The organism is Aeromonas sp. 601039 (assembly GCF_049174415.1).
In the GTDB taxonomy this organism is placed as follows: Bacteria; Pseudomonadota; Gammaproteobacteria; order Enterobacterales; family Aeromonadaceae; genus Aeromonas; species Aeromonas veronii_A.
Genome location: NZ_JAAKTL010000006.1, coordinates 170224 through 186217, shown reverse-complemented (window position 1 = coordinate 186217; position 15994 = coordinate 170224). Strand labels below are relative to the sequence as shown.

The following is a 15994-nucleotide window of genomic DNA, read 5'->3' as shown; positions in this document are numbered from 1 at the left end:
CATCATGGCCAAGATCCGGGTCGACCAACCCGCCCTCCCCCGTGAGGAAAATGCGCAAGGGGGCAGCTATGCCCATCAGCGCGGCGAGATAAAGGATAACCATCTGCATGCCCTGCTCTCCGATCCCCTGTTTCGCAGCCGGGTCGAGCGCAACAAGAAGGGCAAGGGGAGTTACCAGCGCAAGGCCAAATTTGGCAAGCGGTGGGAGCCCGGCCAACAACAGATGATCAGCGTCTGCTGCTGAGCGGGTTTCTACCGACCATAAACGATCAGGGCGCCATTGGCGCCCTGATTGTTATCTCGAAACACGGTTCGCCAAAACTGGCTCACGACCTGTCGCGAGAAGCTGTCAGCGAGGTGAAGAGCAGCGCAGGAACCGGAGCGTATAGAGATACGTGAGGCTTCCGAGCAGCGCATGAACCTTGATCACGGCTTCGCAGCCAGATCGTGAGCCAGTTTTCACTCATCCATAAACAGTTCGAGCAATACGTTCAGATAGCGATGGCCGAGAGAAGTGAGCTGCCAGCTATCCCCCAAATCCTCGATCAGCTCCTTGCTTTGGGCGATGGCGAGCACTGTCTCCACCCGTTCCAGCGGCAAGCCGGTATAGGCCTCGAACTCCGCCTTGGGGGCCGGTTCAAACAGGCGGAAGCGGTTCATAAAGTATTCGAGCGGCAGATCGTCTGCCGTCACCTGCCACTGCTCGTCCAGATAGGGGCGACTCTTGTCCAGATACCCTTTCGGATGCTTCACCTTGGCGGTGCGCAGGATCTGTTGGTTCGCGAGATCGGTCACCTTGCCGTGGGCGCCACAGCCAATCCCCAGATAGTCACCAAAGCGCCAGTAGTTGAGGTTGTGATGGCACTGATAGCCCTCTTTGGCGTAAGCCGAGATTTCGTACTGGCGATAACCGCTGGCGGTGAGCATGGCGTGGCCCTGCTCATAGATATCCCACAGGGTGTCATCTTCCGGCAGTTTGGGCGGTTTGGAGGCAAATGCCGTGTTCGGCTCTATGGTGAGCTGATACCAGGAGAGGTGCGGCGGGGCGCAGTCGATAGCCTGCTGCAGGTCATAAAGGGCGTCATCCAGACTCTGATCCGGCAGACCATGCATCAGATCCAGATTGAAGGTAGGCAACTTGATGGCATGGGCCAGTGCGGCGGCCTTGCGGGCCTCTTCCGGGCCGTGAATGCGGCCGAGGCGGGTCAGCTTCTCCTGCTGGAAGCTCTGCACGCCGATGGAGATGCGGTTAATACCGGCGCGCTGGAAACCGGCAAACTTGTCCGCCTCCACCGTGCCCGGGTTGGCCTCCATGGTGATCTCGCAATCTGCGGTGAGCGGTATGCGGGCCCGTACCCCGTCCAGCAAGGCTTGCATCGCCTCCACCGTCAGCAGGCTGGGGGTGCCGCCGCCGATAAAGATCGAGGAGAGCGGCCGCCCCTGCGCCCACTTCAGATCCTGATCCAGATCCTCCAGCAGAGCGGCGACATATTCGAGGTGAGGCAACTCCCCCTTCTGGGCATGGGAGTTGAAGTCACAGTAAGGGCACTTCTGGACGCACCAGGGCACATGAATATAGAGAGAGAGCGGCGGCAGTTGCAGCATGGGGCTTCCAATAAAACGGGGGCTCAAGGCCCCCATTGTAGATGACTATGTGTAATTGACCGTGTGTAACCGACAAGGTGGCGAAGTGACTCAGTGCGCCGCAGCCAGCGCCGCTTTGAGCTTGGCCAGCGCCTGACCGCGATGGCTCAGCTGGTTTTTCAGCTCGGCTGGCATCTGGGCGGCGGTGCAGTCGTGATCCGGCACGAAGAAGACCGGGTCATAGCCGAAACCGTGCTGACCGCGCGGCTCGTCGATGATCATCCCTTCCCAGCTCGCCTGACAGATGATGGGAGTGGGATCGTCAGCGTGGCGCATATAGACCAGCACACACCAGAAGCGGGCGCTCTTCAGGTACTCGGGGGCACCTTGCAGCTCGCCGAGCAGCTTCTCGATGTTGGCCTTGTCGCCGGCACCCACACCGGCAAAGCGGGCGGAGTAGACGCCGGGGCGCCCTTGCAGCAGATCGACTTCCAGACCGGAGTCATCGGCCACGGCGGGCAGACCGGTAATACGGGCGGCGTGGCGGGCCTTGATGATGGCATTCTCGACGAAGGTGGTGCCGGTCTCATCGGCATCGGAGACCGCAAACTCGCTCTGTGGGATCACCTGGATCTTCATATCGGCCAGCATGGCGGCCAATTCCTTCACCTTTTTCTGGTTACCTGTTGCCAGGACAAGCTTGTTCATCGAGCACCTCCGCAAAAATAATCTGCGCATTCTATGCGGCGCAAGCGTTTAGTAAAAGCGTCAATTACACCCGCTGTGATGGGGTTGCGGGGGATTTGCCGCCATCGAATAACCAGCTTTTTAATACATGTTTCCATAATGGAATAACCAAAGTGATTAAATACCATTTCTATTCATTACTGTGAGTCAGTAGACTCGCGCCCCAATTCATTAACCTGGCTGACTAAAGAGGTGACAGATGCCATTGATACTTTTGCTCGTACTACTGGTGCTGTTCAGTCCGCTGGCTATCGACATCTACCTGCCCGCCATTCCGCAGATGGCCGAGCAGCTGGGCGCCGAAGTGACACTGATGCAGGGCACCATCACCTGGTTCCTGTTCAGCATGGGGCTGGGGCAACTGCTTGTTGGCCCGCTGGCCGATCGCTACGGTCGCAAGCCCATCGCCCTGGGCGGCGTGCTGCTCTATGGCCTGAGCGCGCTGGGGGCCGGTTTTGCCGCCAGCCTCGGCGAATTGATGCTGGCGCGAGTGCTGCAGGGCTTCGGCGCCTGCGCTACCTCGGTCGCCGCCTTCTCGGTGGTACGTGACAGCTACGGCCCGAAAAAGAGCGGTCAGATGATCTCCTATCTCAATGGCGCCATCTGCTTTATTCCTGCGCTGGCCCCCCTGCTCGGTGGCTGGCTCACCGCCAAGGCGGGCTGGTCTGCCAACTTCTGGTTTATGGCCGGTTATGCGCTTATCGTCGGCAGCTGGCTGATGTGGCGGATGCCGGAGACCCGCCCGGAGGAGACCCGCAACGAAGGGGCCCTCATCAGCTGGTCCCGCTACAGCCCGGTGCTGCGCTCCCCCAGCTTCCTGTTCAACGCGGCGCTGTGCATGCTGGCGATGGCGGTGATCCTCGCCTATGTCACCGCCGCGCCGGTACAACTGATGGTGAAACTGGGGCTCGATATGAGCGGCTTTAGCTACTGGTTTACCGCCAACGCCGCGCTCAACATTCTGGCCTGCTTCATGGCACCACGCTTTATCGCCAAGGTGGGGCCAAGACGCACTCTGCGCATCGGCCTGCTGGTGTTGATGCTCTCGGCCATCACCCTGACTCTGGCCATGCACATCGAACATCCGCTGGCGATGATGGGGCCGGTATTCCTCTCCAGCATCGGCTTTGCCATGATTCTGGGCTCGGCCGCCGGGATGGCGCTGGCACCGTTCGGCCACTGCGCCGGTACCGCCGCTGCCCTGCTCGGCCTGTTCCAGATGAGCGGATCCGGCGCGTTGGTTGGCCTGACCGGCGCCCTGATGCACGACCCGCTGAGCCAGCTGGCGCTGCATATGTGGCTGCTGCTGCCGCCCTTGGTGATGCTGATGACCCGACGCGGTCGCCGCTTGTGTTTGCAATAAATCCTGTGCTCTGATGGGCACACTCAGGGGGCCATCGGCCCCCTTCTCGTTTGTATCGCCTTTACAACGAATGGCCATCCGGCAGAGAGCCTGCGATGGCAACCCCACTCACTCGATGTCAGCGGAGAACTCCCGATGAGCCACACTCTCAACGCAGCCCTAGTGGGCTATGGCTTTGCAGGCAAAACCTTTCACGCCCCCTTCCTCTCCACCACGCCGGGCTTGTCCCTGAGTTGGGTGGTGAGTCGCGATGCCGCCAAGGTGCAGGCCGATCTGCCCGACTGCCGGGTCGGTTCACTGGAGGAGGTGCTAAGCGATGAGACCGTCGATCTGGTGGTGATCGCCACCCCCAACGACACCCATGCCCCCCTCGCCCGCCAGGCGCTACTGGCAGGCAAACATGTGGTGATCGACAAGCCCTTTGCACTGGATCTGGCCGAGGCGCAAGCACTGGTCGAACTGGCCGAAAAGCAGCAGCGACTGCTCAGCATCTTCCACAACCGCCGTTGGGACGGGGATTTCCTTACCGTGCGCCGTCTGCTGGTAGAAGGGAGTCTGGGGCAGATAGCCCAGTTCGAATCCCACTTCGATCGCTATCGCCCCGAAGTGCGCCAGCGCTGGCGCGAAGCGGGTGGCCCGGGTTCCGGCCTCTGGTTCGATCTCGGCCCCCATGTACTGGATCAGGCGCTGCAGCTGTTCGGCCAACCGGACTGGCTACAGGCCGATCTGGCCGAGCAGCGCCCCGGCGCACTGGCGGACGACTACTTCCATGTGGTGCTGGGTTACGGTGCTCTGCGGGTTATTCTGCATGGCAGCTGTCTGGTCTCGGCCACCATGCCGCGCTTTGTCATTCACGGCAGCCAGGGCTCGTTCGTGAAATTCGGTATGGATGTGCAGGAAGATCAACTCAAGCAGGGCTTGCGGCCACCGGCGGCGGATTGGGGCATGGATAGTGAACCCGGTCAGCTCAGCCGCATTGTCGATGGTCAGTTACAGCAGCAGAGCGTGGTGGGTGAGGCGGGGGATTATGGCGCCTACTATCGCGGTGTCTGCGCCGCCATCAAGGGCGAAGGGAGCGACCCGGTGCCAGCAAGTGAAGCGCTGGCGGTGATGGCGCTGCTGGATCTGGCCCGTCAGAGCCACCTTGAGGGAAAACGACTGCCCTGTCAGAAGCTGTCTGACTAAGGTGTGGGCCATCGGCCGCGCTTGACCAACCTTGACCTTGTTAAACCGCCACAAGATGGCAATAAAGTGGTGTTTTATTGTGCAATTAGCGCTATTTAACGGCATCTTGTATTGATATCAGTCGTTGCAGTGGAGCTTTTTATCCACGGCACGAAAAAATGTCATTGTGATATCCGTTTTCATCGGTAACTAATGGGGCTATATTGCGCCCGCCTGCTGCCTCCCGGCTTCTTGTTTCAATACCGGGCAACGGTGGGCGCTGTGATGGTTGCACAGACCATCTCTCCATCTTTTTTTGAGGGAATGCACATGAACAAAGTACTGGTAGCCGGTATCCTGGGTCTGATGTTGACTGCTTGCGGTCAGAAAGAAGAAAAAGCTGCCGCTCCTGCTGCTGCTCCGGCCGCCGAAGTTGCTGCCACTGTAGAAAAAGCCGCTAGCGAAGCCACCTCTACCGTAGAGAAGGCCACCTCCGAAGCGACTGCAACCGTAGAAAAAGCTGCTACCGAAGCCGCTACCAAGGTTGAAGCTGCAGTGAGCGATGCCAAGGCCAACTAAGCCTGCACCTCATTCGAAGACGGGTCCGAAGGCAACTTCGGGCCCGTTTTTTTATCTGTCGCTCAGGGGGCCGGATTAATCAGCGAGGTGAGGATGTGATCCTCCCAGCGGCCATTGATCATCAAATACGCCCGTGCGAATCCCTCCCGCTCGAAGCCGAGCCGCTCCAGCAAGGCGCCACTACGCTGATTGGCAGGCATATAGCAAGCCATGATGCGATGCAGATCGTGCTCCCGAAACAGGTAGTCAATGGCGGCTGACAGCACCTCTCCCATCACCCCCTGCCCCTGATGCTGCTGGTCGATGGCATAGCCCAGATGACACGCCTTGAAGACCCCCATCAGGATATTGCTGAAGTTGCAGGTGGCGATCACCCGCTCGCCAGCCGGATCGAGGGCCACCAGATTGACGCCGGTACCGTTGAAGAACTGGCTGTAGCTATCCTGCAGCCGGTTATGCCAGTAAGAAAGCGTGTAGAAATGGTCATCGCGCAGCGGCTCCCAGGGGGCGAGATGGGCACGGTTGCGCCGGTAGAAGTCGAGCATCATGGGGGCCTGATCCGGCGACAGTATGGTCAGGTGGGTGCGGGCCGTCTTGATATGTGGCAGCGACATCAGGACTCCCGCTGTCTTAGCCACTCATCGCGCAGCAAGCTGTAGTGGGCATGGTCCACAATCCGGTTGCCCAGCCGCTCTGCACGCCGGGTCACCCCCTCCAGCTGCATCCCGAGCCGTTCACAAACAGCCCTGCTGGGCTCGTTATCGGTGGCGGCGCTGATCTCCACCTTCTCCATCCCCATCTCCTCGAAGGCGTGGTGGATCAGGGCCTGACAGGCCCGGGTGATGATACCGTTGCCCTGCCAGCGCTCCGCCAGCCAGTAACCGATGACCACCTTGCCAAGGTCGTGATTGATGCTGTTGTAACCTATGACCCCCACCACCTCCCCCTGATACTCGATGGCAGTGGTGAGCCCCTCGCCGCGGGCGAACTTCTCGATGGCACTGCGAATGAAGAGGGCGCTGTCAACGGGGCGCTGGATCAGTGGCGGCCAGGGTAGCCACTGGGAGAGGTACTCCCGGTTGTCATTGCAGAGGGCAAACAGTTCGCTCGCCATATCTGGCTGCAAGAAGAGCAGCGCAAGCTCGTCGTCCAACTGCCATGAAAACATGGGATTCTCCTTTCAAATCAGTGATCAAATAGCGAATCAGCACCCAATGTAGCCAATCGCCACTGGCCGCGCCAGCCACTTTTACGGCCCCCCTCCGGCAGGCTTCGCAGAGAGTGACAGCGCACGTACTCTCCTCCCTCAAAAGAGGAGGGTGGGTGTCCGAAACCGGATAATGCTCTCCACATGGCGCCGACGAATGCCCCCAAACGGCACTTTGGCAGATCCTGCTACCCCTTTGTGCTGCGCTGTCACTTTTGACAGGGGGCACTTTCCCCCACCGGCACTAGCTTCAAAACGCCCGACCTTCGGTCGGTTTATCAATCTCATCGATTTAAGGAAAGAAGAGATGAATAAAATTTATCTGGCCGTTGCGCTGGCCTGCTGGGGAAGCGCCGCACTGGCGGCGCAAGAGGTAGAGATCAACGTAACGGCAAACGGCATCCGGGCCATGACAGGCCTCAGTGCCGCGAGTGGTACCTTGCAGCTGGAAGATGGCGAGTTTCGTCAGGTGCGGGTGGTCAAGCTGCCCAACGGCCAGCAGCGGATCCGCTACGAGCAGGTCTGGAACGGCATCCCGGTAATGGGTCAGGTGGTGGTGGCTGACAAGAGCCTGAACGGCCAGCTGCAGCAGGCCAGTGGACGCATGCTGCGCCAGATCGATCAGGACGTGGCAAGCCCGGCCGCCACCCTCTCGCCACAGGATGCCGCCAGCAAGGCCAAGGCGGGCAGCAAGGGGAGCAACGAGCAGGTCAAACTCTACGTGATGCAGGATGAGAACGGGCTGGCTCGGCTGGTTTATCAGGTCTCCTTCATCGCCGAAGGTGACAAACCGAGCCGCCCCTTCGTCATCCTTGATGCCCAGAGCGGCGAGGAGCTCAAACGCTGGGAGGGGATCAACCACAAGGACGCCACCGGCCCGGGGGGCAACATCAAGACCGGCAAATACTTTTACGGCACCGACTTTGGCCCGCTCATCGTGGATGACAACTGCCGGATGACCAGCCCCAACGTCGATACCATCAACCTCAACCACGCCACCTCAGGCGGTGCCATCCACCAGTTCACCTGTCCGGAGAACCGTGTCAAGGAGATCAACGGCGCCTACTCGCCCCTCAACGACGCCCACTACTTCGGCAACGTGGTGTTCGACATGTACCGCAACTGGTACAACACGGCGCCCCTCACCTTCAAACTGAAGATGCGGGTTCACTACAGCAAGAATTACGAGAACGCCTTCTGGGATGGCAGCCAGATGACCTTTGGTGATGGCGCCACCACCTTCCACCCGCTGGTCAGCCTCGATGTGGCGGCCCACGAGGTGAGCCACGGCTTTACCGAGCAGAACTCCGGGCTGATCTATTCAGGACAATCCGGCGGCATCAACGAGGCCTTCTCCGATATGGCGGGGGAAGCGGCCGAGTTCTACATGAAGGGGAGCAACGACTGGCTGGTCGGCGCCCAGATCTTCAAGGGCAACGGCTCCCTACGCTACTTCGAGGATCCGACCCGGGATGGCAGATCCATCGGCCATGCCGCGGATTATCAGGAGGGGATGGATGTACACCACAGCTCCGGGGTCTACAACCGCGCCTTCTACCTGCTCGCCACCAGCAGCGGCTGGAACACCCGCAAGGCATTTGAAGTGTTCTTGCTGGCCAACCGCCTCTACTGGGGCGCCAACACCAACTACCAGCAAGGGGCCTGCGGCGTCAGCCGGGCGACCGCCGATCTGGGTTACAGTCAGGAGGATGTGGCACGGGCCTTCCAGACCGTCGGGGTCGATGCCAGCTGCGGCACCACGCCGCCACCGAGCGACAACGTGCTGCAAAACGGCGTGCCGGTGAGCAACCTCGCCGCCAGCAAGGGGGGCAAGCTCAACTACACCCTGAACGTACCGGCGGGCACTAGGTCGCTGCAGATCAGCAGCAGCGGCGGTACCGGAGATGCCGACCTCTACGTCCGCTTTGGCAGCGCCCCCACCAGCAGCAGTTACGACTGCCGCCCCTACAAGGGGGGCAATAACGAAAGCTGCTCGTTCACCAATCCCAAGGCAGGCACCTGGCATGTGCAGCTGTCAGGGTTTACAGCGTTCAGCGGCGTGACCCTCAAGGCCAGCTACTGATCCACCCGATGCGGGCCTTGTCCCGCATCGCTCTACTCATTGCGCCACCGTTTCGCCAGCGTGCGGGCGGTGGCCAACACGGTTTCCCGGGCCGGGTTGGGCCGCTTGCCACCTCGCCACGCCATCATCACATCCCAATGCTCTTGCGGCAGATTGCGCACATCGAGCCTGACCAGCCGCCCCACCTCCAGATCCCGCTTGATGGCCAGCTCCGGCATCAGGGTGATAAACCCGTGTTCCAGCGCCAGATCCCGCGCCGCACTGGCGGGCTGCACCGCATGCAGGGGGCTGGCGGCCCGCCGCAGCCGCCGCAACTGCTGGATAAAGACGTCACACCCCGGCCCCCATACCTGAGGCGCCAGCCGCTGGTCGGCAATATCCTCCAGGGTGAGCCCGTGACAACCGGCCAGCGGATGCAATGGCGAGGCGATAGCGATAATGGGGGAGCAGCAGAGCAGCTCCATCTGCAGGCCAGCAACCGGCGGGCGCTTGAGTACAAAGCCGATATCGGCCTCCCCGGTCAGCAGCGACTGCATGATCTCGCCGGAGTGATCCGTGGTGCAGCGGATTTCGAACGGCTCGTCCACCAGCTCCATCAATAGCGAGCCAAACACCACCGAGGTGAGGGATGGCAGGCTGGAGAGATGGATACAAGGCAGCGCAGGCGCCCCCTGCAGTGCCAGCCGCCCTTCGCTCAGGATCGCCAGCGCAGAGCGGGCCGATGGCAGAAACTCCTCGCAGGCACGGGTCGGCGTCACCCCGCGCCGATGACGCTGAAACAGCGGCGCCCCGAGGCTCTCCTCCAGCTGGGCAATCCGCTGGCTCACGAGCGGCTGTGACCAGCCGCGAATGGCCGCCGCCTGACTGAAGCTGCCCAGCTCAGCCACATCCAGCAGCAGTTGCAGATCGTCCAGATCCATAGACATAAATAATCCTGATATGAAATATAGGTAGTTGTCGTCTACCACTATATCTAAACCCTCTCCAGAATGAAGGTATCTGTGAATGAGAGGGCGTTATGGTCGATAGGGCGAGGTTTTGGGGACGCTGGTTTCTGGCGCTGGATACCACACTGGTGATCCTGGGTTTCTTTGTTGTGATGCCGATGATCAGCCTGCGCTTCGTCGACCAGCTCGGCTGGGCCGCCGGTCTGGTGGGGCTGGCCCTCGGCCTGCGCCAGCTGACCCAGCAGGGGCTGGGGATCTTCGGCGGCTCGCTGGCCGACCGCTTTGGCGCCCGCCCGCTCATCGTCACCGGCATGCTGTTGCGCGCCGTCGGCTTTGCCACCCTGGCCTGGGCCGACAGCGGCGCCATGCTGATCTTCTCCTGCTTCCTCTCCGGACTGGGCGGTTGCCTGTTCGACCCGCCACGAGCCGCACTGGTGATCAAATTTACCCGTCCCCATGAGCGGGGCCGCTTTATCTCCCTGCTGATGATGCTGGAGAGTGCGGGAGCAGTCACCGGTGCCCTGCTCGGCAGCTGGCTGCTGCGCTTTGACTTCACCTACGTCTGCCTGCTGGGCGCCGGACTCTTCACCCTGGCGGCTCTCTGCAACTGGACCCTGCTGCCCGCCTACCGCCTCTCGGTCAAACCGACCCCGATGCGGGAAGGGTTGGGACAGGTGCTGGCTGATCGCGCCTTCTGCCGACTGGTACTGATCCTGAGCGGCTACTACATGCTGTGGGTACAGGTGATGCTGATTTTCCCCATTCTGGTCAAGCAGCTCTCAGGTACCACCACGGCGGTGGGCTGGATGTACAGCCTGGAAACGGCGCTGTCACTGGCGCTGCTCTACCCTATCGCCCGTTTCAGCGAGCGGCGCTATCGGCTGGAGAGCCGGCTGATGGCGGGTATCCTGCTCATGACGGTGGGGATCGGGCTGGTCGCCTTCGTCAGCACCCTCTCCGGCATCTTCGTACTGCTGGCCTGCTTCTATCTGGGGATCATCATCTGTGAACCGGCCCGGGAGACCCTGATGACCCGGCTTGCCAACCCCACAGCCCGCGGCAGCTACATGGGCTTCAGCCGCCTCGGACTGGCGCTGGGAGGCATGACCGGCTACGTGGGCGGTGGCTCCCTCTATGACTTCTCGCTGCAACAGGGACAACCGGCCCTCCCCTGGCTGGTGCTGGGCACCATAGGCGTCGCCACCATGCTGCTGCTCGCCCGCTGCTTCTCCCGCCGCCCGGAGCTGGCTATCAGAGCCGCCGCCTGACGACCGCCCCACCTGCGGCAGCCCAATCAACGGGGCTGCCGCTCACCTCATATTCTGCAAGTCATCACAGCAAAAGGTTGCGAATTACAACTTTTACGCTATTTTAGTTGTCATGCACAACTAAAAAGGAACCCACGATATGGATCCCCGTCCCCTGCGCGCCCTGTCGCGCGATCTGGTTCGCGAACTCGGCATGCTCTCCCAGCAGTGCGGCAACCTGGCCCTCACCCCCATCGAGGCTCATCTGCTGATCGAGCTGGAAAACGCCCCGGCCACCAACCAGCAGCTGGCAGAAAAGCTGCACATCGACAAATCCAACGCCAGTCGTCCGCTTGCGCGCCTCGCCGAGCGGGAGCTCATCAGCTGGCACCCGCACCCCTCCGACGGCCGCAGCAAGGAGGCCCGCCTCACCGTCAACGGTCAGGGGATGCTGCTGGAGTTGCACCGGGAGATGGACGGGGCGATGGAAGAGATGCTGGCGCAGTTGAGCCTGCCCGAGCGGGAGCAGCTTTGGCAAGGGCTGCGGCTCTATCGCAGCGCCCTCTCCCGCGCCCGTCGCCAGCGGGGTTACCAGATCCGCCCCATCACGGCGGCGGACAATGCCCAGATCGCCTTGGTAATTCGCGCCGTCTCGGCCGAATATGGCCTCACCGCCGACAAGGGGTATGGGGTATCCGATCCCAATCTCGACACCCTCTCCCAGAGCTATCAGGGGGAAAAGAGCCGCTATTGGGTTATCGAAGGGCCGGACGGTTCCATCCTCGGCGGTGGTGGTATCGCGCCATTGGCGGGAGAAGAGGGAGTCTGCGAGCTGCAGAAGATGTACTTTATGCCCGCCCTGCGCGGACTGGGCCTTGGCAAGCGGCTGGTGTTGCAGGCACTGGACGAGGCGCGCGCACTTGGTTATCAGCGCTGCTATCTGGAAACGACCGAGGTCTTGCGCGAAGCCACCAGCCTCTATGAATCACTGGGCTTTGAACATCTGCCTGGCCCCCTTGGCTGCACCGGCCACGGGGATTGCGAGATCTGCATGGTGCTGACACTTGGGTAGCCCCCCCCCTCATCCCCAGCCCTTCTCCCGCAAGGGGAGAAGGGGGCAAAACACTTCCGCGATCTTTCAGGAAGACCTCCGATGGTTCCCTCTCCCTCCGGGAGAGGGCTAGGGTGAGGGCTGCTTGCGACTGGTATATGCTGAACCATTCCCCCCTGCATCCCTCCTTAAACAGGCAAAACGGCACAAAACAAGAGACCCCGCCGAAGCGGGGTCTCTTTGATTATCTGCCAATAAGCAAACCAGCGGTGATCAGTGCTCGCGAGTCTGGCGGAACTCGACGTCGGGGTGGCGCTCCTGAGCCAGGCGCAGGTTGACCATGGTCGGTGCGATATAGGTGAGGTTGTCACCGCCATCGAGGGCCAGGTTGACCTCGTTCTTGCGCTTGAACTCTTCGAACTTCTTGACGTCGGTGCCTTCCACCCAGCGGGCGGTGGAGACGTTGACCGCCTCGTAGATGGCCTCGACGTTGTACTCGCTCTTGAGGCGCGAAACCACCACGTCAAACTGCAGCACACCGACCGCACCAACGATGAGATCGTTGCTAATCAGCGGACGGAACACCTGTACCGCCCCCTCTTCGGAGAGCTGGACCAACCCCTTGAGCAGCTGCTTCTGCTTGAGCGGGTCGCGCAGGCGGATGCGGCGGAACAGTTCCGGCGCAAAGTTCGGGATACCGGTGAACTTGAGATCCTCACCCTGGGTGAAGGTGTCGCCGATCTGGATGGTGCCGTGGTTGTGCAGACCGATGATGTCACCGGCGAAGGCGTCTTCCGCCTGCTCACGGTCACCGGCCATAAAGGTCACGGCGTCGGAGATGTTCACATCCTTGCCGATACGCACGTGGCGCATCTTCATGCCCTTGCTGTAAGTACCTGACACGATACGCATAAAAGCGATACGGTCACGGTGTTTCGGATCCATGTTTGCCTGGATCTTGAATACGAAACCGGAGAACTTCTCCTCGGTCGCCACCACTTCGCGGCTCTCGGCCTTGCGTGGCATGGGAGACGGCGCCCAGTCAGTCAGGCCATCCAGCATGTGGTCGACACCGAAGTTACCGAGCGCGGTACCGAAGAAGACCGGGGTCATCTCGCCAGCGATGAAGGCATCGTGATCGAACTCGGGGGAGGCGCCCTGCACCAGCTCCAGCTCGTCGCGCAGTTGCTGGGCCAGATCTTCGCCGACGGCGGCATCCAGATCCGGGTTGTTCAGCCCCTTGACCACCCGCTTCTCCTGGATGGTGTGGCCCTGACCGCTCTGATAGAGATAGGTCTCATCCTTGTAGAGGTGGTAGACACCCTTGAAGGATTTGCCACAGCCGATAGGCCAGGTGATGGGGGCACACATGATCTTCAGCTCGCGCTCCACCTCGTCCATCACTTCCATCGGATCGCGCACTTCGCGGTCCAGCTTGTTCATGAAGGTGAGGATGGGGGTATCACGCAGACGGGTCACTTCCATCAGCTTGCGGGTCCGGTCTTCAACACCCTTGGCGGCATCGATGACCATCAGGCAGCAGTCGACCGCGGTCAGGGTACGGTAGGTATCTTCAGAGAAGTCCTCGTGACCCGGGGTGTCGAGCAGGTTGACCAGACAATCGGCATAGGGGAACTGCATCACCGAGGTGGTGATGGAGATACCACGCTGCTTCTCCATCTCCATCCAGTCGGATTTGGCGTGCTGGCCCGAGCCACGGCCCTTGACGGTACCGGCGCGCTGAATGGCCTGTCCGAACAGCAGGACTTTCTCGGTGATGGTGGTTTTACCCGCATCCGGGTGCGAAATGATCGCAAAAGTGCGTCTCTTGGAGACTTCACTCAGAAATTCAGCTGACATAATTCAACGTTCTTCTATTGAGCGGTGGCATCAGCCACCGTGGGAATAAATCCGGAATGCCGCTCACGGCACATGTATACGCAACGAAAGCCACGCCAGCTGGCGTATTGCCAACCTGGTGGAGAGAGGGAGGAGGGTTGCGTTACATGGGTCTTCTCGCCTGAGTCAAAGCAAAATTGCGCGACATTATACCCGCGCGAGTGAAAAATACCCAGTCCGTCAGTCGTCTGTTTCCACCCGGTTGCGCCCGGCCCCTTTTGCCCGGTAGAGAGCCTCATCCGCACGCCGGATCAACGCGGCCAGATCCTGATCATCATCGCGCTGGCAGGCACACCCGATGCTGATGGTCACCGGATGGGACAAACCGGGCAACGCCCGTTGGCCGACCCTGGCGCGGATCCGCTCAGCCAAACGGGACGCCTCCTCCAGCCCCGTCTCCGGCAGCAGTGCCAAAAACTCCTCTCCACCGGTACGGCCCAGCAGATCCTGCTGCCGCAACTCTCTTGCCACCATTCTGGATACCCACTGCAGTACCCGATCTCCCTGATGATGACCCAGCGAATCGTTGATCCGCTTGAAGTGATCGATATCAAAAAGCAGCAGAGAAAAGGGCATTCGCTGCCTGCGGGCCAGCTCAAAGTGCTCGCGCCCATCCACCAGCACCCGACGCCGGTTATCGATGCCGGTCAGCTCATCGGTAAAGGCCAACCGATGCATCCGACGATTGCGCTCCAGCAACCACCTCATCGTCAGCAGAGCCACTCCACCGCAGAGCACCATCACCACCAGCAACCAGAAGCGACGCTCCTTGATCTGCGCCAGCTCCTGCCGCTGCAACTGCTGCTCGACCCGCAACCGCTTGTTCTCTTCCGCCTGGCGGGTCAGTTCAAACTGGCCGCGCACCCAGGCTGTACTCTGCTCTCGCTGCATCTGGTCGAGGCGCTGCTCTTGCACCAAATGATCCCGCAAGGCCGCCAGCGCAGCCGGATAGTCCCGTTGCAGCTCGAATGCTTCGCTGCGCACTGCGTAGAGATCCATCAGGTAACGAGTGTGCCCCTCAGCCTTCAGGATCGGTTCAATCTTCGCCAGTGCGCTCAAGGCCGGGACCGGATCCCGCATTTTCACCTGCAGTTTGGCCATTACCAGCTCGAGATGGGCGTGGAGGATAGGATCAACTTCAGGGGTGAGCACGCCTGCTGCCTGCGCCAGCAAGCGTCCGGCCTGCTCCAGGCGCGCCAGACCGAGCAGAGCCTCCGCCAGCATCACTTGACGATCCGCATGTTCAATCCGGTACTCGGGTTGTTGCAAAAAGGCGAGACTACGTTCGAGCTCCTGCTGCGCTTCCTGATAGCGCCCCGTCTCCAGATAGACCAGAGCCAGCTGCTCTCTCATCCTGGCCAAACCGAACCCGTCATGGTTGTGGGCAAAGTGTTCATGCAACCGGTTCAGGGTAGTGAGCGCCTCGGCATAGAGACCCATGCGGCGAAACGCGGCGGCAATCTCGAGCTGCGCCCGGTTATACCAGGTGGTCAATCCCAACCGTTCGTAGATGTCGTGCGCCCTGGTGAGATCCACCAGCCCCTGCCCTGACGCCCCCTGAAACGACAACATGGCTCCCCGGTGGGACAGCGCAAGCGCCTCCAGCTTGAGCACAGCGGCCTCCCCTGCCAACCGCAGCCCCTCATCATAATCCCGACGGGCCTGTGCCACCTCGCCGAGCAGCTGATTGAACCAGCCACGACAGATGAGCAACTCGGCAATGGCTGCGTCATCTCCCCGTTGTTGAGCCAGCACCAGTTGGCTGTCGGCATACGCAATCGCACGGCGAGACGCCTGGATGTCATCGGCAGATTGGGCCCAGCAAGCCAGACGACTGATCCGCATCAGCTGGGACGGTGGATAGTCGCTGCCATCCCGCAGCAAGCGAGCAACGCGCTCCCGCAGCAACTCGATAGGCTGATGGACCTGCTCCATCTCCTCCAGTTCATTTTCCAACTGCTCGGGGGACAAGGGTCTGGCTGCCAGCCCGAATACCGCCAGCAACAGCAGCAAGGCAAGTCGGCTCATAAACACTCCGGATGAATGGGGAAAGAGCAGCAGGCGACCCGATACCGGAAAATCACCCTGTAACAACGGCTGTAAAGGCTACCGCAAGGAGAGAG

14 protein-coding genes are annotated in these 15994 nt (G+C 61.0%); 7 read left to right on the top strand and 7 right to left on the bottom strand.

The annotated features are described in order from the left end of the window. Positions 1-4: 4 nt before the first annotated feature. Complete coding sequence (locus G5195_RS07850; RefSeq protein ID WP_234926049.1) at positions 5-244, top strand: alternative ribosome-rescue factor A; 240 nt, start codon at positions 5-7, stop codon at positions 242-244. 215 nt (positions 245-459) lie between these two features. Here the strand turns inward: G5195_RS07850 and hemW are convergent, their stop codons facing one another. Both hemW and rdgB read right to left on the bottom strand, forming a co-directional pair. Further along, positions 460-1605, bottom strand: a complete 1146-nt coding sequence (hemW, locus tag G5195_RS07845) for a radical SAM family heme chaperone HemW (protein WP_058056772.1) — start codon at positions 1603-1605, stop codon at positions 460-462. Positions 1606-1695: 90 nt separating this feature from the next. Next, a complete protein-coding gene (rdgB, locus tag G5195_RS07840) occupies positions 1696-2292 on the bottom strand; it encodes an RdgB/HAM1 family non-canonical purine NTP pyrophosphatase (protein WP_005340539.1) in 597 nt (198 codons plus the stop codon). Positions 2293-2530: 238 nt separating this feature from the next. Between rdgB and G5195_RS07835 the strand changes: the two genes are divergently transcribed. From G5195_RS07835 to G5195_RS07825, 3 genes are all read left to right on the top strand, one after another. Continuing rightward, positions 2531-3694 carry a multidrug effflux MFS transporter gene (locus tag G5195_RS07835; protein ID WP_421236003.1) on the top strand — a complete coding sequence of 388 codons (1164 nt, stop codon included), beginning with the start codon at positions 2531-2533 and terminating at the stop codon, positions 3692-3694. 135 nt (positions 3695-3829) lie between these two features. Continuing rightward, entirely contained in the window at positions 3830-4879 is a 1050-nt protein-coding gene (locus tag G5195_RS07830; RefSeq protein ID WP_421222195.1) for an oxidoreductase, read from the top strand. A gap of 309 nt (positions 4880-5188) precedes the next feature. Next, entirely contained in the window at positions 5189-5437 is a 249-nt protein-coding gene (locus G5195_RS07825; protein WP_005340533.1) for a hypothetical protein, read from the top strand. Positions 5438-5499: 62 nt separating this feature from the next. Here the strand turns inward: G5195_RS07825 and rimJ are convergent, their stop codons facing one another. Both rimJ and G5195_RS07815 read right to left on the bottom strand, forming a co-directional pair. Then, complete coding sequence (rimJ, locus tag G5195_RS07820) at positions 5500-6051, bottom strand: ribosomal protein S5-alanine N-acetyltransferase (RefSeq protein WP_421236002.1); 552 nt, start codon at positions 6049-6051, stop codon at positions 5500-5502. After that, the gene (locus G5195_RS07815; protein ID WP_058058672.1) at positions 6051-6605 is read right to left on the bottom strand and encodes a GNAT family N-acetyltransferase; all 555 of its coding nucleotides are present in this window, start codon (positions 6603-6605) and stop codon (positions 6051-6053) included. Before G5195_RS07815 ends, rimJ begins: the two co-directional genes overlap by 1 nt. Positions 6606-6951: 346 nt before the next feature. On the opposite strand from G5195_RS07815, the gene G5195_RS07810 reads away from it, so the two are divergent. Continuing rightward, positions 6952-8727: a M4 family metallopeptidase gene (locus G5195_RS07810; RefSeq protein ID WP_421236001.1), complete on the top strand. Its 1776-nt coding sequence runs from the start codon at positions 6952-6954 to the stop codon at positions 8725-8727. Positions 8728-8759: 32 nt separating this feature from the next. On the opposite strand, the gene G5195_RS07805 is transcribed toward G5195_RS07810, so the two are convergent. Continuing rightward, positions 8760-9653 (bottom strand): LysR family transcriptional regulator, encoded by an 894-nt coding sequence (locus G5195_RS07805; RefSeq protein ID WP_421222200.1) that lies wholly within the window; start codon positions 9651-9653, stop codon positions 8760-8762. A 92-nt stretch (positions 9654-9745) separates the two neighbouring features. On the opposite strand from G5195_RS07805, the gene mdtH reads away from it, so the two are divergent. Together mdtH and G5195_RS07795 are read left to right on the top strand one after the other, a co-directional pair. Then, positions 9746-10942: a multidrug efflux MFS transporter MdtH gene (mdtH, locus tag G5195_RS07800; RefSeq protein ID WP_005340523.1), complete on the top strand. Its 1197-nt coding sequence runs from the start codon at positions 9746-9748 to the stop codon at positions 10940-10942. 139 nt (positions 10943-11081) lie between these two features. Beyond that, positions 11082-11993: a bifunctional helix-turn-helix transcriptional regulator/GNAT family N-acetyltransferase gene (locus G5195_RS07795; protein WP_110304085.1), complete on the top strand. Its 912-nt coding sequence runs from the start codon at positions 11082-11084 to the stop codon at positions 11991-11993. A gap of 252 nt (positions 11994-12245) precedes the next feature. Here the strand turns inward: G5195_RS07795 and prfC are convergent, their stop codons facing one another. Next, a complete protein-coding gene (prfC, locus tag G5195_RS07790) occupies positions 12246-13832 on the bottom strand; it encodes a peptide chain release factor 3 (RefSeq protein ID WP_005340517.1) in 1587 nt (528 codons plus the stop codon). Between the two features lie 219 nt (positions 13833-14051). After that, the gene (locus G5195_RS07785; RefSeq protein ID WP_421236000.1) at positions 14052-15899 is read right to left on the bottom strand and encodes a diguanylate cyclase; all 1848 of its coding nucleotides are present in this window, start codon (positions 15897-15899) and stop codon (positions 14052-14054) included. Between the last annotated feature and the right edge of the window lie 95 nt (positions 15900-15994).

What these genes read in the sequence shown, in the direction of transcription:
- G5195_RS07850 (WP_234926049.1), top strand. Translation starts at nt 5, where the DNA reads ATGGCCAAGATCCGGGTCGACCAACCCGCCCTCCCCCGTGAGGAAAAT.
- G5195_RS07830 (WP_421222195.1), top strand. Translation starts at nt 3,830, where the DNA reads ATGAGCCACACTCTCAACGCAGCCCTAGTGGGCTATGGCTTTGCAGGC.
- prfC (WP_005340517.1), bottom strand. Translation starts at nt 13,832, where the DNA reads ATGTCAGCTGAATTTCTGAGTGAAGTCTCCAAGAGACGCACTTTTGCG.
- rdgB (WP_005340539.1), bottom strand. Translation starts at nt 2,292, where the DNA reads ATGAACAAGCTTGTCCTGGCAACAGGTAACCAGAAAAAGGTGAAGGAA.
- G5195_RS07815 (WP_058058672.1), bottom strand. Translation starts at nt 6,605, where the DNA reads ATGTTTTCATGGCAGTTGGACGACGAGCTTGCGCTGCTCTTCTTGCAG.
- G5195_RS07825 (WP_005340533.1), top strand. Translation starts at nt 5,189, where the DNA reads ATGAACAAAGTACTGGTAGCCGGTATCCTGGGTCTGATGTTGACTGCT.
- rimJ (WP_421236002.1), bottom strand. Translation starts at nt 6,051, where the DNA reads ATGTCGCTGCCACATATCAAGACGGCCCGCACCCACCTGACCATACTG.
- mdtH (WP_005340523.1), top strand. Translation starts at nt 9,746, where the DNA reads ATGGTCGATAGGGCGAGGTTTTGGGGACGCTGGTTTCTGGCGCTGGAT.
- G5195_RS07835 (WP_421236003.1), top strand. Translation starts at nt 2,531, where the DNA reads ATGCCATTGATACTTTTGCTCGTACTACTGGTGCTGTTCAGTCCGCTG.
- G5195_RS07795 (WP_110304085.1), top strand. Translation starts at nt 11,082, where the DNA reads ATGGATCCCCGTCCCCTGCGCGCCCTGTCGCGCGATCTGGTTCGCGAA.
- hemW (WP_058056772.1), bottom strand. Translation starts at nt 1,605, where the DNA reads ATGCTGCAACTGCCGCCGCTCTCTCTCTATATTCATGTGCCCTGGTGC.
- G5195_RS07805 (WP_421222200.1), bottom strand. Translation starts at nt 9,653, where the DNA reads ATGTCTATGGATCTGGACGATCTGCAACTGCTGCTGGATGTGGCTGAG.
- G5195_RS07785 (WP_421236000.1), bottom strand. Translation starts at nt 15,899, where the DNA reads ATGAGCCGACTTGCCTTGCTGCTGTTGCTGGCGGTATTCGGGCTGGCA.
- G5195_RS07810 (WP_421236001.1), top strand. Translation starts at nt 6,952, where the DNA reads ATGAATAAAATTTATCTGGCCGTTGCGCTGGCCTGCTGGGGAAGCGCC.